Annotated in this window: 22 protein-coding genes; 12 read left to right on the top strand and 10 right to left on the bottom strand. The window is 74.1% G+C overall.

All coding sequences use genetic code 11. The features are described from left to right. Nucleotides 1–202: 202 nt before the first annotated feature. Nucleotides 203–1,846 carry an acyl-CoA dehydrogenase family protein gene (locus OG956_RS07535; RefSeq protein ID WP_330337164.1) on the bottom strand — a complete coding sequence of 548 codons (1,644 nt, stop codon included), beginning with the start codon at nucleotides 1,844–1,846 and terminating at the stop codon, nucleotides 203–205. Between the two features lie 131 nt (nucleotides 1,847–1,977). Here OG956_RS07535 and OG956_RS07530 point away from each other — a divergent pair, with 131 nt between their 5' ends. From OG956_RS07530 to OG956_RS07520, 3 genes are all read left to right on the top strand, one after another. Next, nucleotides 1,978–3,192 (top strand): YihY/virulence factor BrkB family protein, encoded by a 1,215-nt coding sequence (locus tag OG956_RS07530; RefSeq protein ID WP_330337163.1) that lies wholly within the window; start codon nucleotides 1,978–1,980, stop codon nucleotides 3,190–3,192. A 201-nt stretch (nucleotides 3,193–3,393) separates the two neighbouring features. After that, nucleotides 3,394–4,188, top strand: coding sequence for a VC0807 family protein (locus OG956_RS07525; protein ID WP_330337162.1), 795 nt, complete (start codon nucleotides 3,394–3,396; stop codon nucleotides 4,186–4,188). Between the two features lie 54 nt (nucleotides 4,189–4,242). Beyond that, nucleotides 4,243–4,929 (top strand): helix-turn-helix domain-containing protein, encoded by a 687-nt coding sequence (locus OG956_RS07520; RefSeq protein WP_330337161.1) that lies wholly within the window; start codon nucleotides 4,243–4,245, stop codon nucleotides 4,927–4,929. On the opposite strand, the gene OG956_RS07515 is transcribed toward OG956_RS07520, so the two are convergent. Further along, nucleotides 4,912–5,313 (bottom strand): VOC family protein, encoded by a 402-nt coding sequence (locus tag OG956_RS07515; RefSeq protein ID WP_330337160.1) that lies wholly within the window; start codon nucleotides 5,311–5,313, stop codon nucleotides 4,912–4,914. The genes OG956_RS07520 and OG956_RS07515 overlap by 18 nt on opposite strands. Nucleotides 5,314–5,452: 139 nt before the next feature. Next, on the bottom strand, nucleotides 5,453–6,085 hold the full coding sequence (locus OG956_RS07510) for a VOC family protein (RefSeq protein WP_330337159.1): 633 nt from the start codon (nucleotides 6,083–6,085) through the stop codon (nucleotides 5,453–5,455). 102 nt (nucleotides 6,086–6,187) lie between these two features. On the opposite strand from OG956_RS07510, the gene OG956_RS07505 reads away from it, so the two are divergent. The 3 genes from OG956_RS07505 to OG956_RS07495 all read left to right on the top strand — a co-directional run bounded on the left by OG956_RS07505 (nucleotide 6,188) and on the right by OG956_RS07495 (nucleotide 8,124). After that, nucleotides 6,188–6,844 (top strand): ThuA domain-containing protein, encoded by a 657-nt coding sequence (locus tag OG956_RS07505; RefSeq protein WP_330337158.1) that lies wholly within the window; start codon nucleotides 6,188–6,190, stop codon nucleotides 6,842–6,844. A 156-nt stretch (nucleotides 6,845–7,000) separates the two neighbouring features. After that, nucleotides 7,001–7,864 (top strand): isocitrate lyase/PEP mutase family protein, encoded by an 864-nt coding sequence (locus tag OG956_RS07500; RefSeq protein WP_330337157.1) that lies wholly within the window; start codon nucleotides 7,001–7,003, stop codon nucleotides 7,862–7,864. Further along, nucleotides 7,861–8,124: a hypothetical protein gene (locus tag OG956_RS07495; RefSeq protein ID WP_330337156.1), complete on the top strand. Its 264-nt coding sequence runs from the start codon at nucleotides 7,861–7,863 to the stop codon at nucleotides 8,122–8,124. Before OG956_RS07500 ends, OG956_RS07495 begins: the two co-directional genes overlap by 4 nt. A 310-nt stretch (nucleotides 8,125–8,434) precedes the next feature. On the opposite strand, the gene OG956_RS07490 is transcribed toward OG956_RS07495, so the two are convergent. Continuing rightward, nucleotides 8,435–8,638, bottom strand: coding sequence for a hypothetical protein (locus OG956_RS07490; protein ID WP_330337155.1), 204 nt, complete (start codon nucleotides 8,636–8,638; stop codon nucleotides 8,435–8,437). A 207-nt stretch (nucleotides 8,639–8,845) separates the two neighbouring features. Further along, nucleotides 8,846–9,862 carry a hydroxyacid dehydrogenase gene (locus OG956_RS07485; protein WP_330337154.1) on the bottom strand — a complete coding sequence of 339 codons (1,017 nt, stop codon included), beginning with the start codon at nucleotides 9,860–9,862 and terminating at the stop codon, nucleotides 8,846–8,848. 248 nt (nucleotides 9,863–10,110) lie between these two features. On the opposite strand from OG956_RS07485, the gene OG956_RS07480 reads away from it, so the two are divergent. Next, entirely contained in the window at nucleotides 10,111–11,679 is a 1,569-nt protein-coding gene (locus OG956_RS07480) for a carboxylesterase/lipase family protein (RefSeq protein WP_330342768.1), read from the top strand. A 93-nt stretch (nucleotides 11,680–11,772) separates the two neighbouring features. Here the strand turns inward: OG956_RS07480 and mmuM are convergent, their stop codons facing one another. Then, nucleotides 11,773–12,702, bottom strand: a complete 930-nt coding sequence (mmuM, locus tag OG956_RS07475) for a homocysteine S-methyltransferase (RefSeq protein WP_330337153.1) — start codon at nucleotides 12,700–12,702, stop codon at nucleotides 11,773–11,775. Nucleotides 12,703–12,952: 250 nt separating this feature from the next. Here mmuM and OG956_RS07470 point away from each other — a divergent pair, with 250 nt between their 5' ends. Further along, a complete protein-coding gene (locus OG956_RS07470) occupies nucleotides 12,953–14,674 on the top strand; it encodes a DUF2264 domain-containing protein (protein ID WP_330342767.1) in 1,722 nt (573 codons plus the stop codon). Nucleotides 14,675–14,740: 66 nt separating this feature from the next. After that, nucleotides 14,741–15,643: an isocitrate lyase/PEP mutase family protein gene (locus OG956_RS07465; protein WP_330337152.1), complete on the top strand. Its 903-nt coding sequence runs from the start codon at nucleotides 14,741–14,743 to the stop codon at nucleotides 15,641–15,643. A 2-nt stretch (nucleotides 15,644–15,645) separates the two neighbouring features. On the opposite strand, the gene OG956_RS07460 is transcribed toward OG956_RS07465, so the two are convergent. From OG956_RS07460 to OG956_RS07445, 4 genes are all read right to left on the bottom strand, one after another. After that, entirely contained in the window at nucleotides 15,646–16,242 is a 597-nt protein-coding gene (locus OG956_RS07460) for a TetR/AcrR family transcriptional regulator (RefSeq protein ID WP_330337151.1), read from the bottom strand. 196 nt (nucleotides 16,243–16,438) lie between these two features. Beyond that, entirely contained in the window at nucleotides 16,439–19,315 is a 2,877-nt protein-coding gene (locus OG956_RS07455) for a glycoside hydrolase family 2 TIM barrel-domain containing protein (protein WP_330337150.1), read from the bottom strand. An 86-nt stretch (nucleotides 19,316–19,401) separates the two neighbouring features. Then, entirely contained in the window at nucleotides 19,402–20,649 is a 1,248-nt protein-coding gene (locus OG956_RS07450) for an ROK family protein (RefSeq protein WP_330337149.1), read from the bottom strand. A 137-nt stretch (nucleotides 20,650–20,786) separates the two neighbouring features. Further along, on the bottom strand, nucleotides 20,787–22,061 hold the full coding sequence (locus OG956_RS07445) for an FAD-binding protein (RefSeq protein ID WP_330337148.1): 1,275 nt from the start codon (nucleotides 22,059–22,061) through the stop codon (nucleotides 20,787–20,789). A gap of 155 nt (nucleotides 22,062–22,216) precedes the next feature. Between OG956_RS07445 and OG956_RS07440 the strand changes: the two genes are divergently transcribed. The 3 genes from OG956_RS07440 to OG956_RS07430 all read left to right on the top strand — a co-directional run bounded on the left by OG956_RS07440 (nucleotide 22,217) and on the right by OG956_RS07430 (nucleotide 26,015). After that, nucleotides 22,217–22,891: a pyridoxamine 5'-phosphate oxidase family protein gene (locus OG956_RS07440; RefSeq protein ID WP_330337147.1), complete on the top strand. Its 675-nt coding sequence runs from the start codon at nucleotides 22,217–22,219 to the stop codon at nucleotides 22,889–22,891. Nucleotides 22,892–22,949: 58 nt separating this feature from the next. Then, nucleotides 22,950–24,293, top strand: coding sequence for a radical SAM protein (locus OG956_RS07435; protein WP_330337146.1), 1,344 nt, complete (start codon nucleotides 22,950–22,952; stop codon nucleotides 24,291–24,293). A gap of 237 nt (nucleotides 24,294–24,530) precedes the next feature. Then, a complete protein-coding gene (locus tag OG956_RS07430; protein WP_330337145.1) occupies nucleotides 24,531–26,015 on the top strand; it encodes a cellulose-binding domain-containing protein in 1,485 nt (494 codons plus the stop codon). The last annotated feature ends 167 nt before the right edge of the window (nucleotides 26,016–26,182 follow it).

The following is a 26,182-nucleotide window of genomic DNA, read 5'->3' as shown; positions in this document are numbered from 1 at the left end:
ACCCTGGTGGCCGGTCGGAGCGTGGCCAAGACTTGACTCCGGCGCGACTCGTCCCGGCGAGGCCGCGTCCGCGGGCTTCAACGGGCCCAGGTGGTGGGGGTGGTGCCGTGTCGGCGCAGCACCACCCCCGCCGGGGACCCGGCCGTTCACGGAAGAGCGTGCGCGGCACGGTGAGACGCCCCGCGCCCCTGGGCCGGCCGACTCAGTCCGCGTGTGCCGGACGTGCCCGCTCGACGATCGACGTCAGGTCCAGCCCTGTCGGCAGGGTGCCGAACGACGCCCCGTGGTCGCCGCCCAGTCGCGAGGCGCAGAAGGCGTCCGCCACCTCCGCGGGCGCGTACCGGACCAGCAGGGAGCCCTGCAGGACCAGCGCGAGGCGCTCCACCAGCCGCCGGGCCCGGCCCTCGACGTCGCTCAGATCGGCCAGTTCGGTGAAGAGGTCCTTCACCGCGCGGTCGAGACGGTGGTCGGCGCCGTGCGAGCGGCCGATCTCGGTCAGACAGGCGTCGAGCGCGCCCGGCTCCCGCCGCAGCGCCCGCACCACGTCCAGCGCCTGCACGTTCCCCGCGCCCTCCCAGATGGAGTTCAGCGGCGACTCCCGGACCAGCCGGGGCAGGCCGGACTCCTCCACGTAACCGTTTCCGCCCAGGCACTCCGCGGCCTCGACCGCAACGGGCGCACAGCGTTTGGTGATCCAGTACTTCGCGGCCGGCACCGCCAGCCGCAGGAAGGCGCGCTCCTGCTCGCCCCCGTCGTCGTACGCGGCCGCGAGCCTCAGCGCGAGCGTGGTCGCGGCCTCCGACTCCAGCGCGAGATCGGCGAGGACGTTGCGCATCAGCGGCTTGTCGACGAGCCTCCCGCCGAACGCCTCCCGGTACGTGCAGTGGTGCACGGCCTGCGTCACCGCCTGCCGCATCAGCCCCGCCGAGCCGAGCGCGCAGTCCAGCCGGGTCGCCGCGACCATCCCGATGATCGTCCGCACCCCGGCGCCCTCCTCGCCGACCCGGCGCGCCCAGGTGCCGGCGAACTCCACCTCCGCGGAGGCGTTGGACCGGTTGCCGAGCTTGTCCTTCAGCCGCTGCAGGAGGAAGACGTTGCGGGAGCCGTCGGGCAGCACGCGCGGCACCAGGAAGCACGTGAGGCCGCCCGGGGCCTGCGCCAGCACCAGGAAGGCGTCCGACATCGGCGCCGAGCAGAACCACTTGTGCCCGGTCAGCTCGTATGCGCCCGGATCGGTGAGCGGCCGCGCCTCGGTGGTGTTCGCGCGGACGTCGCTGCCGCCCTGCTTCTCGGTCATGCCCATGCCCATGAGCGCGCCGGACTTCTGCGCGGCGGGCCGCAGCTCGCGGTCGTAGACCGTGGACGTCAGCCGCGGCTCCCACTCGGCGGCGAGCCGCGGATCGGCCCGCAGCGCGGGCACCGCCGCGTGGGTCATCGACAGCGGGCAGCAGGTCCCCGCCTCGACCTGCGTCCACACCAGGAAACCGGCGGCCCGGCGGACGTGCCCGGACGGCCTGACCCAGGCGCCGGTCAGGCCCGCCGACACGCCCTTGCCGAGCAGCCGGTGCCAGGCCGGGTGGAACTCGACCTCGTCGATCCGGTGGCCGTACCGGTCGTGGCTGCGCAGCCGGGGCGGATGCTCGTTCGCCTGCACGGCCCACTCCTGCAGCTGCGCCGACCCCGCGGCCCGGCCCAGCGCGGACAGCTCGGAGCTCGCCTCCTCCAGCACGTCCGGACCGGCGTGCCGCTCCACGGCCTCCACCAGGGCCCGGTCGGCGGCGAAGACGTCGTAGCCGGCCAGGGGCGGCGGCTGGTTCGTCACGGAATGCGTGGGGGTGCCTGCCATGCTTGCGAACCTACCCGGGGCAGCGGCGGTGATGACCTCCAGAGTGGCACACCGGCGCCCCCGGGCGCGCCGGATGCGCTCACCTGCCCCGGAAGGTGAGGCCGGTCCCGTGCTGCGGATACCGTTGGCTCGTGCAGCAGGCAAGTGAATCCCCCGAGCGGCCCGCCGGCCGCCTCCACCGCGCCAGAGTCCTCTACCGGAACGTCTCCAAGCGCAGGACCGCCTGGCTGCTGCTCAAGGACACCGTCAACTCCTGCATGGAGTACCGCATCCTGGGCCTGGCTGCCGAGGCGGCGTTCTTCACGCTGCTGTCCGTGCCGCCGCTGCTGCTGTGCCTCATCGGGCTGCTCGCCTACGTCGACACCTGGACCGGCGCCCACACCATCAGCAGCCTCGAGAACAACATCCTCGAAGCCTCCCGGACGGTCCTGTCCGACAAGGGCGTGAAGGAGATCACCGAGCCGATCCTGCACGATGTGATGAAGGGCCGGCCCGACGTCATCTCCATCGGCTTCCTCTTCGCCCTGTGGTCCGGCTCCCGCGCGGTCAACGTCTTCATCGACACCATCACCGTCATGTACGGCCTCGACGGCGTCCGGGGCATCGTCAAGACGCGGGTGATGTCGTTCGTGCTGTTCATCGTGGCGCTGCTGATCGGCTCGGTGGCCCTGCCGCTGATGGTCGCAGGCCCCGACGCGGTGGTGCGGGTGGTGCCCTGGTCGGCCACCGTGGTGCAGGTCCTGTACTGGCCGGTCGTGATCGTGCTGTCCATCGCCTTCCTCACCACCCTCTACCACGTCTCCGTGCCGGTCCGCTCCCCGTGGATCGAGGACGTCCCCGGCGCACTCGTCGCCCTGGCCATGTGGGTCCTCGGCAGCTTCCTGCTGCGGATCTACCTCGTGCACACCATCGAGGGCGCCACCATCTACGGCTCCCTCGCCGCATCCGTCGCCGTCCTCCTCTGGATCGGCGTGTCGGCCTTCGCCGTCCTCGTCGGCGCGGCCGTGAACGCCGCCATCGACCGGGTCTGGCCCGCCGCCGCCACGGCCGCCGCCCGCGCCGCGAACGAGCGGATCCGCGAGGCCCAGGTCGCCGAGTACGTCGCCCGCGCCGCGGCCCAGCGCGACGCCGACCCCGACGACCCCGACATGCCCTCCGAGTTCCCCGAACGCTGGTCCCGCTTCCTCCCCCCGGAGGACGTCACCGCCCGCCTGCGCACCCACGCCAAGCACGCCCCCAAGACCCATGGCCGGGAGCCGCACGAGCCCGATGACCGGCATCCGCACGAGCCCGGCGAACGGCATGCGCACGGGGCCAACGGGGACGCCGGAACGGGACGGCAGTAGCCGGCCGCCGCGGGTGCGGGCGCCGCCACCGCGTCTCCACCCGGTGGTCTCCACCCGGTGAGTGACGCTGCTGTCCACCCTCTTTCCACCCGGTGCTCCACCCCTGCTCCGATCCGCCCGGCACCGCCCGGGACCTAGCGTTTTCGCGTGGGCCGGCGCCGTCCGGCCGGAGGCGTCGCAGCGGGCAAGGAGGCAGAGGACATGGTGAACGCGGTGGGCACGACCGACGGGGCGGACATGACGGACGTGGGGGAGGCGGATGCAGCCGGTGTGTCCGGCCGGGGACGGCGCCCGCGCACGGGGGCGAGGACGGGCGGCCCGGCCTACGGCCCGCTGCTGACCGTCGCCGCCGGCATCCTGTTACCGCTCCTCGTCTACTACGCCGCCCGCGGGCTCGGGGTCGGCCAGGGCCCAGCGCTGCTGCTCAGCGGCGCACCCCCGGCCCTGCGGCTGGTGTCCGGTGCGGTGCGGCAGCGGCGGATCGACGGCGTGGACCTGTTCTGCACCGTGCTGCTGGCCGCCGCCGCGCTCACCGCCCTGATCGGAGGCGGCAACCGCCTTCTGCTGGCCAAGGACGCCGCGCTGTCCCTCGTGGTGGGCGGCTGGATACTCGTCACCGGGTTCACCGGCAGGCCGCTGGCCTTCCAGCTGGGCCAGCGACTGCACCGAGGCCCCGTGGCCGGGACGAGGGCCGGCATATGGCGGGACTCCGCCGAGTTCCGCCGCGCGCTGCGTGTCCTGACCCTGGTCTGGGGCGCCGAGCAACTGCTCGACGGCGGCCTCGGCACGCTCGCCGCCGCCACCCTGCCCACGGACGTCGTGCCGCTGCTCGCCCGGGCCCTCTCGCTCCTCCTGCTGGTCCTGACCGCCGGGGCCACCGTCGCCTACGCCCGCGCCTTCCGCACCCGCCACGGCATCCCGCTGTTCGGCGCACCCGGCACGGCAGCCGGCGCCGGCGAGCGGGTCGCCGAGCGGGGGCTGACGCAGTCGCGCTGACCGGAGAGCTCGGGCAGTGGGTCCCGGCGTCGCCCGCGACGTAGGCTGGCCCCCGTGTACAGGGAGCGGGCGTCCCGGCTGGCCGGTGCGGTCGTGTGGACGAACGTCCCCGACGGAACCGGTGGCGGCCCCGTGCTGCCCGACGGCTGCATGGACCTGCTGTGGAGCGAGGGCCGGCTGCTGGTCGCCGGCCCGGACACGCGGCCGTACGTGCCCCAGGGCCCGCCCCGGCCCTGGGCCGGCCTCCGCTTCTTCCCCGGCACCGCACCCGCCCTGCTCGGCGTACCCGCGCACGAACTGCGCGACCTGCGGGTCGACTTGGCCGACCTCTGGCCCGCCGCCCGGGTCCGGCGGCTCAGCGGGCGCGTCGAGGCGGCGGCCGACCCGGCGACGGCACTGGAGGACATCGCCCTGGACCGGGCCGCGCGCACCACGCCCCCCGACCCGCTGCTGCACCGGCTGGTGCAGCGCCTGGACGAGGGCCGCCCGGTGTCGGCGACCGCCGCCGAACTCGGCCTCGGCACGCGCACCTTGCACCGCCGCTGCCTGGGCGCGTTCGGCTACGGCCCGAAGACGCTGGCCCGCATCCTGCGTCTGCAGCGGGCGCTGGCGCTGGCCCGCTCCGGAACGCCGTACGCCGAGACGGCCGCCCGCGCCGGCTACGCCGACCAGCCCCACCTCGCCCGCGAGGTGAGGGAGCTGACGGGCATGCCGCTCGGGCGGCTACTCGGCTCCGGGTAGCGGGGCGAACAGGTCGACGCCGTTGCCGTCGGGGTCGTGCACGGTGGCGTACCGCTGTCCCCAGAACGCGTCCCACGGCTTCAGCTCCCCGTGGTAGCCGGCGGCCACCAGCTCCTCGTACAGGGCGTCGACCTCGGCGGGCGAGCCGCAGCGGAAGGCGAGCCCGACGCGTCCGGCGCCCTCGGGCGGACGCCAGCCGGAGTGGAAGGAGCGGATCGTCTCCTCGGTGTCCAGCGCGAAGGTCAGCCCACCGGGCAGCTCCGCATCGACGTGCGGCTCCTTCTCGGACCCTTCCGGGAAGACGAGCCCGAGGCGACGGTAGAAGGCGAGCGCGGCGGCCATGTCGGACGTCACCACGCCGATCAGCGCGAATCGTGGAGTCATGCCGTCACCGTAGGTGCGCGGTCGGCGCCCGGTCTTGAAGGAATCGGACACCGGGGGCCCGGTCCGCTGGTCCGGGCAGGCCTTCCCCGGCGATCGCTCGCGGCTGCCCGTCCCTCGCCTCGCCTCGCTCTGCCCCGCCTCAGCCGAAGGTGACCGGCCCGTTCGGGGTGTCGACGGTGAAGGAGAGGGCGGTGGGGCCGGGGGCGAGCGGCAGAGCGGTGCCCAGGGCCGTCAGCGGGCCGTGCAGGTCGGCCGGAGCGGGGGCCGTGCCGGACAGGTGCAGCAGCGGGGTGACCGGCAGCCCGGAGGCCGTGGGGTGGGGCGAGTCGCCCCAGTCGATCAGGAACGGGACCAGACCCGAGGGATGCGCGTGGCCGCTGTCGGTCAGCCGCCACCGCAGGAGGGCGCCGTCGGGGGTGCGGCGGCTCATCGGATGCACGGGGCCCGGGTCGTAGCCCCGAGCGCGTGCCGTCGTGATCGCCGCGTTCAGGTCGGGCGGGCTGATGGCCCAGGTCAGCGTGCGCGGCCCGGACAGCCGGTCGACCGCGAACGGCCGTGGCGCGTCAGGTTCCGGCTGCTCGGGGTCGGGGCCGATGATCTCCAGGTAGCTCCGGCCGCCCAGCCCCACCAGATGGTTGCGCGTGCCGAGGCCGAGGTGCACCCCGCCGGGCGCGGGCGTCACTCCGGTCCGGCGCGCGAACTCCGCGACGGTCGCCGCCAGATCGGGCGTGGCCAGGACGAGATGGTCCAGGAACGGGGGAACGGGGTTCATGCCGCAGAGGCTAGAGGCTGAAGCAAGGGAGCAAGGGGCAAGGGCTGGTGGCGGACGAGGAGACGCAGACACGGAAGGGGCCGAGCGGTGAGACTCGGCCGTATGACTCGCCGGCTCCTGCTCTACACCCGCACCACCGACTACCGCCACGACTCCATCCCGGACGCCGTCGCCGCCGTGCGCGGCCTCGGGAGGTTCGTCGTCGAGCACACCGAGGACCCCGCCGACCTCGAGAAACCGCTGGACGGCTACGCGCTCGTCGTCTTCCTCTCCACCAGCGGGGAGGTGCTGACCCCCGCGGGGCGGGAGCGGCTCGCGCGGTACGTGGAGTCGGGCGGCGGTTTCGCCGGGGTGCACGCGGCGGCCTGCACCGAGTACGGCTGGCCGTACTACGGCGAACTCCTCGGCGCCCGCTTCGTACGGCACCCCGACTTCCAGCCGGGCCGGGCTGTCGTCGAGGACCCCGGTCACCCCGCGACCCGCTCGCTGCCCGCGGTCTGGGACGTCAGCGACGAGTGGTACGACTTCGACGCCAGCCCCCGGCACCGGGCACGGGTGCTGCTGAGCGCCGACGAGACGTCGTACGAGGGCGGCGGGATGGGTGCGGACCACCCGCTCGCCTGGTGCCGCGAGCACGGGGCGGGCGGCGGCCGCGTCTTCTACACCGCGCTCGGGCACGCCGCCGAGGCCTACCGCGATCCCGTCTTCCTGGCTCACCTGGACGGCGGACTCGGCTGGGCGGGACGGGCCCATCCGTGACGTTTCTGCGGTGAACCGGCTCCGCCGTTCGGGTGAGTAAAGGTCGCATCCATGGAGGGTCACGTGAATATCTAGAGATGCTCTTGTCTTGGCAAAGGGCGTCGAGACGTGCGGCCATCCGGCCCCGCGTCACCCACCCACAGGAGGAGCCGGACCTTGACTTACGGTAAGAAGTTGCGCGAGCGCATCGCCGGGCCCGGGACCACACCGCTGATCGGCGTGTACGACATGTACTCGGCGTCGATCGCGGCCAAGCACTACGACGGGATGTTCGTTTCGGGCTTCGGCTTCGCGGCCTCGTACTACGGGCTGCCGGACATCGGATTCATCGCCTGGCCCGACATGGTGGCCTTCGTCCAGCGGCTGCGGGGCGCGTTCCCGCACCACCATCTGCTCGTCGACATCGACGACGGGTACGTGGACCCCGAGGTCGCCTGCCACGTCGTCGAAGGGCTGGAACGCATCGGCGCCTCCGGAGTGATCCTCGAGGACCAGAAAAGGCCCCGCCGCTGCGGCCACGCCGACGGCAAGCAGGTGCTGCCGCTGGAGGAGTACCTGGAGAAACTGCACAAGGTCCTCGAGACCCGCAAGGACCTCGTCGTGGTGGCCCGCACCGACGCCACCGACGAGCACGACATCCTGCACCGAGCCGAGCGGCTGGCCGCGACCGACGCCGACGTGGTCCTGGTCGACGGGGTGCGCAGCGTCGAGTGGATCAAGCGGATCCGCGAGGTCGTCGGGTCCAAGCCGCTGCTGTTCAACCAGATCGCCGGCGGCAAGTCGCCCCGGCTCTCCCTCGGCGAGCTGTCCGACCTCGGCGTCGACGTCGCCATCTACAGCACCCCCTGTCTGTTCGCCGCGCACGAGGCGATGGACTCCGCGCTCGCCGACCTGAAGGCGGCCGACGGACGGCTGCCGGAGGTCGATCCCGCGAGCGGGGTCGGCGTGAAGGCCTCCACCAGCCTCCTGGAGCGCAACATCGCTCGCGACCGGCTCGTCCCCGAGGGCGTGGGCGTGTGACGGGCGTCGTACCGCGCCTCGGGGCGGCCACCGCGGCCGCGGCCGCACTGCTCGGGGCCGGTGCCGCACCCGCGCTCGCGTCCGGGAACCTGATCACCGTGATCGACAACTCCCACGCCGACTCCTGGCTGGAGGTCGACCGCACGGCCAACCTCCAGGCAGGCAGGGGCACGGCCGGCAGCGACCACGACGGCAGCGCCGTGGACGCGGTCCAGGCCCTCGTCGGCGGCAGCCGCCGGCACCGGGAGGCCTGGGACTGAGCGACAGGGACGTACGCCTCGGGCTGTCGGAGGCGACCGGCTGGTGGGCCGGTTGCCGGACGGCGATCGGCGGCTGGCGATGACCGGTTGCCGGTGCCGGTGCCGGTGCCGGATGTCGGAGGGGTGAGGGGCTGCCGGGCTGCGACCGGTCGCTGCGGCGAGCCGACGTGGCCGGTGAGCCGACGCTGCCGACAAGTCGGCGTAGCCGGCAGGCCGGTCGGCGGCGAGCCGGTGTCGCCGAGGAGCCGGTGCGCCGGTGATGGCCGGGCGCCTCCGCACGGGGTGTCCGGCCATCGCCTTGTCGTGGGCGTCAGTTCTCGGCGAGGCCGGGGCGGCCGTTCTCGTCCGCCTCCGCGTCCTCCGCCGGGTCGTGCCCACCGCCGGGCGCGGCCACCGTGGCCCGGTGCCGGCCGGGGGCGAGGGTGTGGCAGGAGGCGTCGGCCGTGCCGTAGGCGGCGATCAGGGCGACCGCGGCCACGGCGAGGGCCGCTGTGGTGCGCGTGGTGAGGTTCATGACCGGAAAACGCCCTCGCGGGCGGCGCGGTCACCGCCGTGGCCCGAACGGACGCCGCACGTCACGCAGTTGGCTGGTCTCCGGACGGCGGCGTGCGCATCAACGCGGGGCGGCGACGCGGGAGTGGTCCGGGGCGCGGTCGAGCGCCGGGGATCGCAGAAGGCAGTGACGGCCGGCGCGCGTCGCTGGTGTCACGCGGCGGGCGGGTCAGGCGACCCGGCTCAGATCCGCGTGCCGTACCTCGTGCAGCGGCGGCAGGCCCGCGGCCAGCCGCTCCAGTTCCTCCACGACGATCGTGCCCAGCCGCTCCAGCTCGTTGCCGAGGGAGCCGGCGATGTGCGGGGTGAGGAAGACGTTGGGCAGCCCGTACAGCGGTGAACCGGCGGGCAGCGGCTCGGGCTCGGTGACGTCCAGGATCGCGGACAGACGGCCGGAGACCAGCTCCCGGGTCAGCGCCTCGTGGTCGACCAGCGCACCGCGCGCGGTGTTGATCAGCACGCCGCCGTCCCGGACGAGGGCCAGCCGGGCGCCGTCGAGCATGTGACGGGTCTCGGGGATGTCGGGGGCGTGCAGGCTGACGATGTCGCTGCGGCGCAGCAGTTCCTCCAGCGGCAGCAGTTCCGCGCCCAGAGCCGCGGCCTCGGCGGGGCTCACATAGGGGTCGTACAGCAGGACCGTGAGGTCGAAGGGCCGCAGCAGTTCCAGGAGCCGGCGGCCCACGCGGGAGGCGCCGACGATCCCGACGCGACGGCGGAGACTGCCGGTGGCCGCCGTGTCGGAGGGGGCCGGCGGGGTGTGCGTGCGGCGGTAGCGCTCGCGGTGGCCGAAGGCGTCCTTGCCGGCGAGGAGGATCATCGCGAGCGTGTACTCCGCCACCGGTACGGCGTTGCCGGCGGCCGCGCTGGACACGGTGACGCCGTGTTCCCACACCGCCTCGCCGACCAGGGAGCGGACCGAGCCCGCGGCGTGCAGGACCGCACGCAGCTCCGGGGCCGCGGCGAGGACCCCGGCGTCCAGACGCGGGCACCCCCAGCCGGTGATCAGCACCTCGGCCGGGGCCAGCGCGTCGGCCACCGCGGGATCGGCGAAGTCCCGTACGACCAGCTCCGTGTCGATGGCGGCCGTGCGGCGCAGCCGGGCCATGAGCGGCGGCGGGAAGAGCAGCGGGAGGTGGACCGGATCCATCGCGAACACGGCTCGCGGCGGCTGGGCGCTGGGCGGCATGGCTCTCCTGACGAACCGGAAGGAGAAACGCTTTCAGAAAGCGCCTTCTACGGTAGGTGTGCCCGGAAGAGGCGGTCAATCGGCTCCCCCGTGGGTGATCGCATGTGTGACACTGTGGTGACTCACCGTGCCGGACGTCGCTCGAACGGCCCTCCCGTGCGCCCGTGCACCGGAATACCCGGCGTTCTTGTGGTGCTCTGATGGTGCACGGTGCAGTGCACGAGCGCGCGGCGAAGGGCTGGTGGGCGATGACGGCAGACCAGACGGATCCCGTGGTCAGAACGCCGTACGGGGCGGTACGCGGCCGGTACGAGCACGGTGTCGCGGTGTTCCGCGGCATCCCGTACGCCGCCCCACCCTTCGGTCCCCGCCGGTTCCGCCCGCCCGAGCCGCCCGAGCCCTGGGACGGGGTGCGCGACGCCGGCGACTTCGGGCCCACCGCGCCCAAACCGCCGTACTCCGAGGCGTTCGCCCAGTACCTGTCCGATCCCGAGATCCCCGGCGACGACTGCCTCAACCTCAACGTCTGGACCCCCGATCCGGATCCCGGCGCCCGCCTGCCCGTCCTCGTCTGGCTCCACGGCGGAGCCCTCACCAGAGGATCCTCGGCCGTACCCGTCTACAACGGCGCCACCTTCGCCCGGGACGGCGTCGTCTGCGTCTCTGTCAACTACCGCCTCGGGGTGGAGGGTTACGGCCTGTTCCCCGACTCACCGCCCAACCCCGGCCTGCGCGACCAACTCGCGGCGCTGCGCTGGGTGCACGACGCCATCGGCGCCTTCGGCGGCGACCCGGACCTGGTCACGCTGTGCGGCCAGTCGGCCGGCGCCATCAGCGCGGGCGCCCTGCTGGCCTCGCCCGCGAGCCGGGGCCTGATCCGGCGCGCGGTCCTGCAGAGCGGACCGCCCGAGTCGTCCGAACGGGACAAGGTACGGCGGATGGTGCGCCGCATGGCCGGCCGGCTGAAGATCCCCGCCACTGCCGAGGCCTTCGCCGCCGTCGACCGCGACCTGCTGCTGCGCACCCAGGCCGAGGTCGGCCGGCTCAGCAGCCCGGTCCTGGGCGGACCCGCGTTCGGCATCGTCGTGGACGGCGACCTCGTGCCCCGCGACCCGCTGGCCGCGCTGATCGACGGCGCCGCCCGGGACGTCGACCTGCTCATGGGCTGGACCCGCGACGAGTACCGGCTCTGGCTCGTGCCCGGCGGACTGGTGGACCACGTCGACCGGCTCGGAGCCGTCGCCCTCGCCGGCGCCATGGCCCGCTGCCGCACCGGCCACGAGGTGCCCCGCGGGTACCGCGCCCTGAACCCCGACGCGGGCGCCGCCGAGATCGTCGGCCAGATGGTCACCGACCACCTGCTGCGGATCCCGCTCCACCGCCTCGCCGACGCCCACGCCGCGAACTCCTACGTCTACGAGTTCGCCTGGCCCTCCCGCCTGCCCGGCCTCGGCGCCTGCCACGCCCTGGAGCTGGGATTCGTCTTCGACTCCGGGGACATCCCCGAGTCGAAGAAGCTCGCCGGCGAGGGCGCGCCGCAGGAGCTGGCCGAGACGATGCACGCGGCCTGGGTGCGGTTCGCGGCCACCGGGGATCCCGGCTGGCAGGCCTGGGACGCGACCCACCCGGTGCGGATCTTCGGCGACGGCGCACCGCACACCGCGTACGGACCCCGCGACGCGGAAATCGCCCTCTGGTCGCTCGCCCCCACCGTCCCCGAACCGGCCCCCACCGCGGAAGTCCGGGCCCCCGGCGCGGAGTTGGCGGCGGCGGTACGACGCCTGCGCCGCTCGACAGGACCGATGCGCCGCCGCTGATCGTCGCCGGTTGCTGGTTGCCGATTGCCGGTCGCCGTCCCTGCGGGCCGTTCCATGTGCTCCGGCAACCTCAGCGGAACCTGGCGCGCGCCGTCAGACCGCCGCGTCCACCGCCTGCCGGATCGCCGCGACCGCCTCCGGCCCCACTCGGCAGCAGCCCCCGACGAGTCGCGCGCCCGCGTCCCGCCACGCCTTGACCTGCTCGGCGCCGAACCGGGTCCGGCCGGTCCAGGCACGCGCCCCGGCGTCCCACGACTCGCCGCTGTTCGGATACACCACGACCGGCTTGCCGGTGACCCGTGCCGCGATCTCCACCGCGGGCTCCACGTCCTCGGGCGCGCAGCAGTTCACGCCGACCGCGATCACCTCGTCCCTGTCGGCGGCCGGGGCGAAGGCCTCCTCCAGCGGCTGCCCGGCACGTGTGCGCCGGCCGTCGACGGTGTACGACAGCCAGGCCGGCACCCCCAGCCCGCGCACCGCCCTGAGCAGCGCGGCGCCCTCGTCGGCGTCCGGCACGGTCTCCAGCGCGAGGACGTCCGGCGCGGCGGCGGCCAGCACCTCCATCCGCGGCCGGTGAAAGCGCTCCAGCTCGTCCACGCTCAGCCCGTACCGGCCGCGGTACTCGGAGCCGTCCGCGAGCATCGCCCCGTACGGCCCGACCGACGCCGCCACCCACAGCGGCCGGCCGACGCCCGCGTCCGCGGCCTGCCGGGCGGCCTCACGCGCGAGGTCCACGCTCAGCGCGAGCAGCCGCGCGGCCTCGGCATGGCCGATCCCGCGCCGGGCGAAGCCCTCGAAGGTGGCCTGGTAGCTGGCGGTGATGGCCACGTCGGCGCCGGCCCGGAAGTAGGCGAGGTGCGCCTCCGTCACCGCCTCCGGCCGTTCGGCGAGCAGCCGCGCCGACCACAGCTCGTCGCTCAGGTCGTGCCCGGCCGACTCCAGCTGGTTGGACATGCCGCCGTCGAGCACGACCGTCCCTGCGGCGAGGGCGTCGGCAAGGCTGGGGGAGGTGTCGCTGGTCATGCCACGACGCTAGTCCACACCGCACGCCCGTGCACCGCCCTGTCCAGCAGCCCGGCGGCAGATCATCGACGCGCTGCTGCGGTCTCGGCATGCGTGCACGGCGCCACGGTCTGCGCCGGCCTCGTCCGCGACGGACTTCTCGCCCTGCGTCTGGCGCCCGGGGCGCCGTACGGCTGGGATGAAGCCCTGGGGCGCCCCGACCGGAACCGGGGTGTCCCGGGCCACGTCAGGAAGGAACGCCGCAGCCGTGATCGAACTGCCCGCCGACGACCGAGAGACGAGCCCCGTAACCGGGTACACCCGCGCCCACTGGGAGGCCGCCGCCGACGCCCTGCTGGCCGCCGTCGCGCCCTACGCCACCCCCGACCGCGCCCTCTACCACCTCCCCGGCGACCACGTCAGTCACTCCGGGCACCTCTCCGACGGCCTGGAGGGGTACGCCCGTACGCTGCTGCTGGCCGCCTTCCGCCGCGACGAGAACGCCCTCGGCCGCTACGCCGACGGCCTCGCCGCCGGACCGCGCGGCGTCTGGCCGCGCATCGAGGACCGCAGCCAGCCGCTCGTCGAGGCCGCCTCCGTCGCGCTCGCCCTGCGGCTGACCCGGCCGCTGCTGTGGGACCGGCTGGAGGACCCGGTACGGCAGCGCACCGCCGCCTGGCTGGCGGACGCCCTCACCGCCGAACCCTGGCCGTGCAACTGGGAGTTGTTCCCGGTCACCGTCGGCGGCTTCCTGCAGGAGATCGGCCACCGGCCCGAGGCGGCGCGCAAGGCGATCGACCGTGGCCTGGAGCGGATCGAGGGCTGGTACCTCGGGGACGGCTGGTACACCGACGGCGACGGCCGGAAGTTCGACTACTACAACGGCTGGGCGATGCACCTGTACACCGTCCTGCACGCATGGCTGGCGGGCGACGGTGAACTGCTGTCCGTATACGGTCGACGGCTCTCCCGCCACCTCGCCGACTACGCCCGCCTGTTCGGCGGCGACGGCGCCCCCCTGCACCAGGGCCGCTCCCTCACCTACCGCTTCGCGACGGCCGCCCCGTTCTGGCTCGGCGCCCTGACCGGACACACCCCCCTCACCCCCGGCGAGACCCGGCGCCTGGCCTCCGGCGCGCTGCGGTACTTCCTGGACGGCGGCGCGGTCGACGAGCGCGGGCTGCTCCCGCTGGGCTGGCTCGGCCCCGACGACTCCGTCGCGCAGACCTACTCCGGCCCGGCCTCCCCGTACTGGGCGGGCAAGGGGTTCCTCGGCCTGCTGCTGCCGCCGGAGCACGAGGTGTGGACGGCCACGGAGGAGCCGGGGCCCGTCGACCGCGCCGACGGGGTGCGGCCCGTACCCGTCCCCAACTGGCTGCTGCAGTCGACCCGTTCGGACGGAGTGGTCCGGCTGCACAACCACGGCAGCGAGGACGTCCGCTACGACCCCTACTACACCCGGCTCGCCTACTCGACGGCGACCGCCCCCTCGGCGTCGTACGACAACAGCGTGATCGTCGGCGGCGATCCGAGCCGTACCCGGATCGAGCCGCTCGGCGCCGGCGAGGGATGGGCCGCCTCCCGGCACACCGTGCGCGACGGGATCACCGTCACCAGCCTCGTGGTCGCCGAGGGTGCGGCGGAGGTGCGCGCCCATCTCGTGGCCGGCGCCGCGCCCGGGACCCCGGTGCGGATCACGGGATGGCAGGCTCCCGACGGGCTGCGGGCCGAACTCCTGCCGGTGTCGGGCCTGTCGGAGGGCGTGCAGGGACCGACAGGGCACACCGGCGCGGACGGGACCGCACTTCTCGTGGCACTCGCCCGGCTCACCGGCGAGCCGCATCCCCGGCCCCTGGCCGAGCTGGTGTCCGTGGCGGTGGGGGAGGACCGCCGGGTGAGCGTCCGCTGGGCCTCCGGAGCGGAACACGTCTTCGCTTTCACGGCCTCGGAGGGAGGATGCGCGGACCCGCAGTGGGCGGTGGCGCGCCGGTGAGGGGCGCGGGGCGGGCGGAGCCACGGTTCGGCGGGCGCCGAAGGGTTCCGGTCCTAGCGTGGCCGTATGACCGCAGAGCACCCCCGGACCCCGTTCGCCGCGCTCCACCACCGGCCCGGCGAGCCGCTGCTGCTGCCCAACGCCTGGGACCACGCCTCGGCGGCGGCGCTCGCCGCGCGCGGCTTCCCGGCGATCGGCACCACGAGCCTGGCCGTGGCGGCGGCCGACGGGCTGCCCGACGGCCGGGGCGCGACCCGCGAGCAGACGGTCCGGCTCGCCCGGACCCTCGGTGCGGAACCCTTCCTCCTGTCGGTCGACGCCGAGGACGGCTTCAGCCGGGACCCCGACGACGTGGCGGAGCTGGCGCGCGCGGTGTGGGCGGCCGGCGCGGCCGGGATCAACCTGGAGGACGCGCTGGGGCCGGCCGACCGGCACGCGGCGAAGATCGCCGCGGTGAAGGCCGCCGCACCGGGCCTGTTCGTCAACGCCCGCACCGACACGCACTGGTGCGGCGACGGCGACGAGCGGGACACCCTGCGGCGCCTGGAGGCCTACCGGCAGGCGGGCGCCGACGGGGTGTTCGTGCCCGGTCTGACCGATCCCGGGCGCATCGCCGCCCTCGTACGGCACCTCGATCTGCCCCTGAACATCCTCTGGTCGCCCGCGGGGCCGACGGTCGCCGAGCTGGCCGGCCTCGGCGTGCGCCGGGTCAGCGTCGGCTCGCTGCTCTACCGGCGGGCGCTGGGCGCGGCGGTGGAGGCGATGGCCGCCGTGGCGGACGGGCGCGCGCCGGAGGGCGCCACGCCGTCCTACGGGGAGGTGCAGGCGCTCGGCCGCCCGCACCCGGGCGGTGATCGCCTCGACGTGACAGGGCGTCAGACGCACAGGGGTGCGCCCTGCCCGGGCGACGCTGCCCCGCGGCAGGAAGGTCCGGGCCTGGGCAAGGGACACCCCGCGACCCAAGGGTGACGTCAGCCGGCGCCGGCGTCCCCCCGCGCCGTCTCGCGCGGCCAGTGGGTGAGGGCCAGGTGCAGCGCGTCGACCGCCTTGTCCCAGGAGGCCTGTACGTCCCGGTCGGCGCCGAAGCCGCCACAGGACTCCAGGGCGCAGTAGCCGTGGAAGGTGCTGCGCAGCAGGCGTACGGCGTCGGTCAGGTCGGGCTCCTGAAGGCCGTAGCCGCGCAGCATGCCGTAGGTGATCTCGGCGGTCCGGCGCATCGCGGGGGAGTCGGCGACGAGCGACTGGTCGATACGGATCTGGGTGGCCGCGTACCGGCCGGGGTGCTCCAGCGCGTAGGCCCGGTAGGCGCCGGCGAAGGCGGCCAGCGCGTCCTTGCCCGCGCGGCCCGCGACGGCCGGCGCGATCCGGTCGATCAGCTCACCGCCGGCGTACAGCGCGAGCCGGGTACGCAGGTCGTCCAGCCCCCGGACATGCGAGTACAGACTCGCGTCCTTCACCCCGAACCGCCGGGCCAGCGCGGACAGCGTGACGTGCGCGAAGCCCGCCTCGTCGGCAAGCTCGGCAGCCGCCGCGACCAGCCGCTCGACGGTGACGCCGGCCCGGGCCATGCAAGCCTGCCTTTCCTTGTCCTGGGAGCCCTGGTTGAGGCCCTAGGTATAGCAGGTGAGCGGCCCCCTGAACTGCGCACGGCCGGTCCCGCACCGGCCCGTCCCGGCGCGCCGGCGCAGCGGGCGGGCGCCGGTGTGAGCGCGGCCGGCCGGGTGGGAGACCCGGCCGGCCGGGGTGGTGCCGGGGCCGTGGTGGTCAGTCGGCCTTCGGGCCGGGGGCGGCGGAGAACACGAAGGAGAACCGCGCCGGTTCCGCGTGCAGCTGGTACCGGGGCAGGGGGCCGGGACCGCAGGACTGGGAGCCGATGCCGTGCTGGGCGTGGTCCAGGTTGACCCAGACGGCGTTTCCGGGCGTGAGGTCGGTGCGGTGTGCGGCGGCGTCCAGGTGTTCGGTGGTCCAGCGGCGGGCGGTGAGGAAGAAGGCCGGGTCGCCCTCGATGCGCAGGCCGCCGAGTTCCGCCCAGCGGACGTCGATGCGGGCGCCGTTCTCCTGCGGGCGGACGTACGGCGTCTGCATACCGTCCACCGTCGACTGCCAGCGGCCGACCATCGCCGCCGCCCTGGTGTCGGGGTACGCCTCGCCGGGGCCGCCGCCGTACCACCGCACACCGTCGGCCGCGGACAGCGCGAAGCGGATGCCCAGCCGGGGCAGGGGGACCGTCCAGTCGCCCTCGGGGGTGGTGGACACGGTCAGCCGCAGACGGTCGCCGTCCGACGTCCAGCGGTACTCGGTCGACAGGCCCAGCTCCCGCGCCGCCGGCGCCACCCGGGTGCGGACCGTCAGGGTGTGCTCGCCGGTCTCCACCGCGTCCAGCCGGTGCCGCATCCGGTGCAGGCCGAGCCGCCGCCACACCGGCCCGTAGCGCAGGTCGGGCTGCCAGGGCGCGCCGTCGTCGTTGTCGGTGGTGGCCCGCCACACGTCCAGGCGCAGCCCGGAGACCGGCACGCCGCCGACGGCCGTCAGGGCGCCGGTGCGGGCGTCGAAGGTGCCGGGGCCGAGCGTGATCACCCCGTCGCCGGGCACCGGACGGGCGGTCGCCGGGACCGTGGGCGCCCGGCGCTCCGACGCCGGGACCTGGCCCCAGGCCACGACATGGCCCTTCGGCGCCCAGGCCGTGTCCTCCGCGAGCGCCGCGCGGACCGTCCAGTGGGCCTCGCCGGCCGGCGCCCCGGCCGGCGGCGCGGGCAGCTTGACGTCGGCGGACTCGCCGGGCGCCAGCGCCGGCACCGGCAGGGCGCCCGACTCCACCGGTTCCCCGTCGACCTCGTACGACCAGGTGAACGCCAGTGCCGACAGACCCGCGAAGTCCTGCTTGTTGGTGACCCGGACCGTGCCGTCGCCGAAGTCGCCGGTGATACCGACCGGTTCGATCACCTTCTTGAACTCGGCGAGCCCGGGGGAGGGCGTCCGGTCGGGGAAGAGCAGGCCGTCGCAGACGAAGTTGCCGTCGTGCAGTTCCTCGCCGAAGTCGCCGCCGTAGGCGTAGCCCAGTCCGGGATGGGCGATGCCGTGGTCGATCCACTCCCACACGAAGCCGCCCTGCAGCCGGTCGTACGCTTCGAACAGCCGCTGGTAGTCGGCGAGTCCGCCGGGCCCGTTGCCCATGGCGTGCGCGTACTCGCAGAGGATGAAGGGGAGCCCGCGTCGCTTGAGGGTGCCGCCGTCCAGGCCGCGGCCGATCCGCTCGACCTCGGCGTGGGCGGCGTACATCCGGGAGTACATGTCGGTGTCACGGCAGCCGATGTCGCCCTCGTAGTGGAGCAGCCGGGAGGGGTCCCGGCCCTTGATCCACTCGGCCATCGCGGTCAGGCCCCGGCCGGTGCCGGCCTCGTTGCCGAGCGACCAGATCACGACCGACGGGTGGTTCTTGTCCCGTTCGACCATGCGGGACGCCCGGTCCAGCAGGGCCGGGGTCCAGCGGTCGTCGTCGACGGGGTTGTCCCGCCAGCCCTGCTCGGTGAAGCCGTGGGTCTCCAGATCGCACTCGTCGATCACCCACAGGCCGTACTCGTCGCACAGGTCGAGGAACGCCGGGTGCGGCGGGTAGTGGGAGGTGCGGACGGCGTTGACGTTGTGCCGTTTCATCAGCAGCACGTCCTCGCGCATGGTCTCCAGGTCCAGGGCGCGGCCCTTCTCCGGGTGCCACTCGTGCCGGTTGACGCCCTTGAAGAGGACCGGCCTGCCGTTGACCCTGATCAGGCCGTCCGCCAGTTCCACGGTGCGGAAGCCGATGCGCAGCGGCACCCGTTCGCCCGCGGTGGCCAGCACGCCGTCGTACAGCCGGGGCGTCTCCGCCGACCAGGGCTCGACCGGCACGGTGACGCACTCGCCGGTCGCGACGTCGACGCCGAGTTCGGGCACGGTCACCCGGCCGTCCACGTCGGAGTCGACGCGCAGGGTGCCGGTGCCGGCGCGGTGGTCGTAGGAGGCGTGCACGAAGAAGTCGAGGGCGCAGCCCGCCGGGCGGTGCAGCAGGGTGACGTCCCGGAAGATGCCCGGCAGCCACCACTGGTCCTGGTCCTCCAGATAGGAGCCGGCCGACCACTGGTGGACCCGGACCGCCAGGACGTTGCGCTCGGGCCTGAGCAGAGGGCCGACGGCGAACTCGTGCGGCAGCCGCGAGCCCTTGAACTCGCCGAGGTCCGTGCCGTTCAGCCACACCCGGGCGCAGGACTCCACCCCGTCGAAGCGCAGCACCGCGCCGCCGTCCGCCGGCCAGTCCCGCGGCAGGTCGAAGACGCGCAGATGGTCGCCGGTCGGGTTCTCGGTCGGCACCCGCGGCGGATCGACCGGGAACGGGTAGAGGTGGTTGGTGTAGATGGGCGAGCCGTGCCCCTGGAGCACCCAGTGGCCGGGGACCGGGACCTCCGCCCAGTCACCGGCGTCGTACCCGTCGGCGGCGAAGGAGTCGTCCTCGGCGTCGGCGGCCGGCGACAGACGGAACTGCCAACGGCCGTTCAGTGAAAGGGAGTCGGCGTCGGAGGAGGCGTACCACGCGCGGGGCGGGAGCGCCCCGGAGCCCGGCGAGACGTCCTCGACGTAAGCGGTGACGGTGCGGTTGCGGAAGGACATCGGTCTCCTAGCTCAGCCCTTGATGCCGGTCTGCGCGATCCCCCTGCACCAGCCGGCGCTGGAAAGAGGAAGACGAACAGCCGTCGTCACGAAAACGGTGCGGTACGGCCCCTCGCGTGCGCGGCGCCGCGTTTCGCGGACCTGTGCGCGACGGACTGCAGCGCACCCTCCAGCGCGAACGTGGCCGCGCCCAGGGACACCGGGTCGGTGGGGATCGGGGACAGGACGATCTCCGTGGCGGCCAGCGGCCGGCGCAGCGCGTGCCGGGCGACGGCCTGGCGGACCTCGCCGAGCAGCGGCTCGCCCAGCCGGGCGGCGACCCAGCTGCTGAGCACGACCACTTCCGGGTTGAGCAGGTTGATCAGGTCGGAGATGCCGGCGCCCAGGTAGCGGGCGGTGTCCCGGACCACCTTCAGTGCGACCGGGTCCTCGGCGGCGACCGCGCGGGCCAGCGCGTCGATGGTGGCCGTCTGGTCCTCGGGGTGCAACAGCGGGGACTGCGGGCTGAGTTCGCGCAGGTTCTGCATGATGCCGGGCGCGCCCACGTACGTCTCGACGCACCCGTGGTTGCCGCAGTGGCACAGCCGCCCGTCCAGCACGAGCGTGGTGTGGCCCCACTCGCCGGCGCTGTTGCTCACGCCCCGGTGCAGCCCGCCGCCGAGGGCCAGACCGGCGCCGACCCCCGTGCCGAGATTGACCACGACCGCGTCCCCGCGTCCCCGCGCGGCCCCGAACCACAGCTCGGCCACCGTGCAGGCGCGCAGCGGGTTGTCCAGATGAAGCGGGTAGGCGATGTGTTCCGCGAGGAGATCGAGCAACGGCACGTCGTGCCAGTCGAAGTTGGGCGCGTACTCGGCGACGCCGGTGTCCCGGTCCACCTGGCCCGGCACGCTCACCCCGACACCGAGCACCCGGGCCGCCTCGATGCCGGCCTGCGCCACCACGGAGCCGACGGCCGCGGCCACATGGCCCACCACCTGCTCCGGGCGGCTCTCGCCGGGCCGCATCTCCTCGTCGGCGCGGGCCAGCACGTTCAGCGCCAGGTCGAACAGCTCGGCATGGACGTACGTCTCCGCGATGTCGACGCCGATCAACGCGCCCCCCGACGCGTTGACGGCCACCAGTCCCCGCGGCCGGCCGCCGGCCGAGTCCTCGAACCCCACCTCGGTGATCATGCGGAGGTCGAGCAGCTCGCCGACCAGGGTGGCGACCGTGGCCAGGCTCAGCCCGGTGGCGGCGGCCAGCTCCTGCCGGGAGGTGGGAGACCCGGCGATGATCTGGCGCAACACCTCGTAGCGGTTCGCGGTGCGGATGTCACGTGATGTGCGCTTCACGCGGCTGCGCCTCCCCTCCCGTCCAGCCGGACCCGGCCGGCGGTCTCGGCACCGGCGCGGGCGCCAGGCTATGGGCTGGAAGGGAGATTCGACAAGGCTTAGGAAAGGGGATGGAGGAAGTCCGGCCGGGCGGGCGGCTACCGCTGCCCGGGAAGCCCGAGGAGGTCCCGCACGAAGTCGTTGGCGAACGTGCCGGACGGGTCCGTCCGGCGGACCAGGGAGGCGAAGTCGTCGAACCGCGCGTACCGCCCGCGGAGCGCGGCCGAGGGGATCTCGAAGACCTTCCCCCAGTGCGGCCGCGGGTCGAACGGCTCCAGCGCCTCCTCCAGCCGGCGCACCACCGGCAGCACCGCCGCCTCGTCCCGCACCCAGGTGAAGTGCAGCGCGACCGAATCCCGGTCGTGGGCCGGGCTGAGCCACTGGGCGTCGGCGGCGACCGTACGCACCTCGCAGGTCTGCAGCACACCGGCGACCGTCGACCGGATACCGTCGATCGCATACAGCGCGTCGAGCGCGGCCGACCGCGGCAGCAGGTACTCCGACTGGATCTCCTCCCCGCTGCTCGGCGTGAACTCCGCCCGGAAGTGCGGCAGCCGCTCGTGCCACGGTCCCGGCACCCCGAACTGCTCGGTGCAGTTGCCCGCGGGCATGCCCGGGACCGGGTGCAGCGCCACTGCGGCGGGCGCCGCCCACGGGAAGTCCACGGCCGGCCGGTCCGTGCGCCGCTTGACCCACACCTGCCGAAAACCCGGCTTCCGCCAGTCCGTGAACAGGCTCACGCTGTACCCCGCGGCCGCCACGGCGCCGAAGTCCAGCCCCTCCAGCGGCAGTTCGGTGTAGACCCGCTGCTCCACCCCGTAGGCCGGCTCCAGGTCGAGCGTGAGCGCGGTGACGACGCCGAGCGCGCCGAGCGAGGTCACCGCACCGCCGAACCGCGCGTCGTCCCGGCCGATCACCTCGGTGTCACCGCTCGCGACGACCATCTCCACCTCCCGCACGGCCGAGGCCAGCGGGCCGTTGCCGACGCCCGAGCCGTGCGTGCCCGTCGCCACCGAGCCGGCCACCGAGATGTGCGGCAGCGAGGCCATGTTGGCCAGGGCGAGACCGTGCGCGTGCACCGTCTCGGCCAGCTCGGCGTAGCGGACGCCACCGGACACCCGGACCGTGCGCGCCGCCGTGTCGACGTCGATCACCCGGGGCAGGCCGGCGGTGGACACCAGCACGCCGTCCGGGCCGGGGTCGGCGATCCGGTTGAAGGAGTGCCCGCTGCCCAGCACCCGCACCCGCTCACTGGCCGCCACCAGCGCCGCGAGCGCGTCGAGCGTGCGCGGACGGTGGAACTCCCGCGCCGTGTACGTGATGGTGCGCGCCCAGTTGCTGACCGTCCCGGCGGTCTCGGCCGTCCCTGTCACCGTTGCGTCCTCCTGCAGAGTGGTTCTGCGCCGACCCTCTCATCCGGCACGGGCCGACCGGGAGGCCTGCTGCGGATTTCGTTGCCGTGAGGATGAGTGTCGATGTGATCGACATTTCCCTGGTCTGATCGCTGCGATATCGGTACCTTCGGCTCATGATCCAGGAACCGCTTCCCGCCCGCCTGCCCGTCACCGACCGCACGCGGCACCATCGGCTGCGCGAGCAGGGCAGCCTCGAACGGGCCGAGCTGGAGGCGATCCTCGACGCCGCCTTCGTGTGCCATCTCGGCGTGCTGGTCGAGGGGCGGCCCGTCGTCGTGCCCACGGTGTACGGGCGGGACGAGCACCGGCTCTATCTGCACGGATCCGTGGCCAGCCGCAGCCTGGCCGGCGACACCCCGGTGTGCGTGACCGTCACGCACGTGGACGGGCTCGTGCTCGCCCGGTCCGTCTTCGAACACGGCGTCAACTACCGCAGCGCCATGATCCACGGCACCGCCCGCAAGGTCACCGACCCCGAGGAGAAGCTGGCCGGCCTGCGCCGGCTCACCGAGCACTGCGCGCCCGGCCAGTGGTCGTACGCCCGCCGCCCCAGCCGCAAGGAGCTGGCCGCCACCACCCTCCTCGCCCTCTCCCTCCAGGAGGCGTCCGGCAAGATCCGCACCGGCGCCCCGGACGACGGCGACGGTCCCGACGCGGCCCTCGGCCTGTGGGCCGGCGTCCTGCCGCTGACCACCGTCTGGGGCGACCCCGAGCCCGACCCGGCGCTGCCCGCCGGGACGGCCGTACCGGAGCACATCGCCCGTCGTGCGGGGACCCGGCACGGCTGAGCCGCAGGCGGGGGCATACGGTGTGAGACGTACGCCTGAACCGGGAGGAGACAGACGGATGGGCAGTCGTACCGCGCTGGTCGAGGATCTGATGGAGCGGTTCCCGCATGTGCCACGGGAAGCCGTCTTCAAGGAGGACCTGCTCCGCGGGGGCGTCGCCTTCGACCCGTCCGCCCTCAGCGACAACGAGGACGGCGAGGTCAAACCGAAGTCGTACTTCATCTTCTCCTTCGACCACGGGACCCTGCCCGAACTGGGCGAGGCCGCGCTGCGCCGCCCGCCCGAGGAGATCATCCTCACGGGCGGCCCGTACGACCTGCGCCGCACCGTCGTCTCCGTGCGGGTGAACCCGGCCTCGCCGTACCGGGTGGCCGCCGACGAGGAGGGGCTGCTCGGGCTCTACCTCGACGGCAGGCGCATCGCCGACGTCGGGGTGCCGCCCATGCCGGAGTACTACCGGCACACCCTGTCCAACGGGAAGTCCGTGATGGAGGTGGCCCCGACCATCCAGTGGGGCTACCTGATCTACCTCACCGTCTTCCGGGTCTGCCAGTACTTCGGCGCCAAGGAGGAGTGCCAGTACTGCGACATCAACCACAACTGGCGCCAGCACAAGGCGGCCGGGCGGCCGTACACCGGTGTCAAGGACGTCGAGGAGGTGCTGGAGGCCCTCGAGATCATCGACCGGTACGACACCCAGAAGGCGTCCACCGCCTACACCCTCACCGGCGGCGCGATCACCTCCAAGGTGGCGGGCCGCGACGAGGCCGACTTCTACGGCCACTACGCCAAGGCCATCGAGGAGCGCTTCCCCGGCCGCTGGATCGGCAAGGTCGTCGCCCAGGCGCTGCCGAAGGCGGACGTGCAGCGCTTCAAGGACTACGGCGTGCAGATCTACCACCCCAACTTCGAGGTGTGGGACCGGCGCCTGTTCGAGCTGTACTGCCCCGGCAAGGAGCGGTACGTCGGCCGGGACGAGTGGCACAGGCGCATCCTGGACTCCGCGGAGGTGTTCGGCGCGCGCAACGTGATCCCCAACTTCGTCGCGGGCGTGGAGATGGCCGAGCCGTTCGGCTTCACGACGGTGGACGAGGCGATCGCGTCCACCACCGAGGGCCTGCGCTTCTTCATGTCGCACGGCATCACGCCCCGCTTCACCACCTGGTGCCCCGAGCCCACCACCCCGCTCGGCAAGGCCAATCCGCAGGGCGCGCCGCTGGAGTACCACATCCGGCTGCTCCAGGCCTACCGCCAGACCATGGACGACTTCGGGCTCTCCTCCCCGCCCGGCTACGGCCCGCCCGGACCCGGCCGCGCCGTCTTCTCCGTCAGCTCCTTCATGGACAGCCTGCCGGCGGACGAACCGGTGGCGGACGCCCCTCGGACGCCGGCCGAGGCCTGATCCCGCGCACCGGGCCGGCCGTGCGGTGAGCGAAACGGCTCCGGCGTCCGTACAGGAGGCCGGAGTCGCGGGCCCGTCGCGTCACGCATCCTGGCCGCCACCGTCGGTAAGCGGGTGTGAACAGGCCGCTTGTCAGTTCTGTCAGGGACGTGAAAGGCTCTGTGCCCTGCCGCGAGGCACCCCGCAACTCCTTTCCTTCTATGGTGAGTTGCCCTCGCTCGTGGATGCAGGAGTCCGATGCCCGACCTGCCGACCCCCAAGGACGCCACCGAGGCCGCGCTGTTCTCGGAGGGCTGGGACGCGGTGCTCAGCTATGCGGACCTGTGCACCTCCGGGTCCCTGACGGCCCATCAGCTGGCGAACGAGGCGTTCGCGCTCGGCATGCGCGAGGTCCGCGCCGCCGCCCGCACGCACGTGCGCGGCGCGGGCCGCCGCACCCCGCGCCTGCCCACGATTCCGGCGCTCCTCACCGCCGTACGCGACACCGCCGCCGCCTGGGAGGCCGACGGCCAGGGCCACAAGCTCGACCCCGATCTGCGGCTGTGGCTCAACTCCGGCAACGCCGCCCGCTTCTCCGGGCCGCCGCTGGAGCGGCCGGTCGCCCTGCGCGGCCTCCGGGACCTGCAGGAGGCAGACGCCTCGCTGCTGTGGCTCGCCGAGGTGGAGGCGCTGCCGCTGCCCACCGTCGCCCGGCGGCTCGGTCTGGACCCGGCGACCGTCGCCGACGAACTCGACCAGGTCCGCACCCTGTTCCGGGACCGCTGCCACCGCGCCCACCTGGACACCCCGATGGACGCCGAGTGCCGCTCCTACGCCCGCCTGCTGGACGCGGTCACCCGCTCGGCGGCCGCCGACACCCCGGACGACCTCTCCCGGCACCTCGCGACCTGCGTGCGGTGCGCCGAGGCCGCCGCGTGCCTGCGCCTGCACGGCGGCGGACTGCCCGCCGCGCTGGCCGGCGGGGTCATCGGCTGGGGCGGCCTCGCCTACCTGGAACGCCGCCGGCGCGCCGCCGAGGTCCGCCTCGGCGCGGGCCGCCCCGGCGCCGACGCGGCGGGCGGGGAACCGGAGGAGGGCGGCGCCGGCCGCCACCGGGCGCTGCGCGGCGGCCTGCTCGCCGCGGCCGTACTGCTGTCGGCGCTGGCGCTGGGGGTGTCGATGATGCCGTTCGGCGGCTCCGGCGACGACAGCGCCGCCGCCCGCGACGACCGGCAGCCGGTAGCCGACCCCAGCGTCTCCCGCACCACCAGCCGGCCCCCCTCCCCGAAGGCGCCCGCCCCCACCCCCGCCCCCTCCAAGACGCGCACGGCCCGCCGCACCGGCGGCGGGAAGCCCCGCCCCGAACCCCAGGGCAGCACCTCCTCGGCCGCCCACACTCCGGGCCCCGCCCGCAGCAGCGCCCCCGCGGCCGAATGCCGGGTCGCCTACCACCTCGTCGACCAGTGGCGGGACGGCTTCCAGGCCGCGGTCACCGTCACCACCGACCGCCCCCTCGACGGCTGGAGCGTCTCCTGGACCTATCCCGACGGCCAGCGGGTCGCCCAGATGTGGGACGCCACCGTCCAGCAGAACGGCGCCCGCGTCACCGCCACCGCCACCGACTACGACAAGGCCGTCACCGCCCACGGCACCCTGTCCTTCGGCTTCACCGGCACCTGGCAGACCGAGAACCGCTCCCCGTACGGGTTCACGCTCAACGGGGCACCCTGCGCGGCCGGCTGACCATCCGGAAGAAATAATGCGTTGACGAGGGGCCCAGGCGGCGGGCTACCGTTTGCGGGCACACCGAGGTGGTGTGCGCGAAGCACGCGTGGGACGAGGAGGTGTCGACCGATGGCTGTCATTGCGATGGGCGCTGCCCGCATCCAGGAATCCATCCAGTCCACCTC

Source organism: Streptomyces sp. NBC_00557 (assembly GCF_036345995.1).
GTDB lineage: Bacteria > Actinomycetota > Actinomycetes > Streptomycetales > Streptomycetaceae > Streptomyces.
Note: the sequence above shows the minus strand (reverse complement) of the source record. Positions and strands in the feature narration are given on the sequence as shown.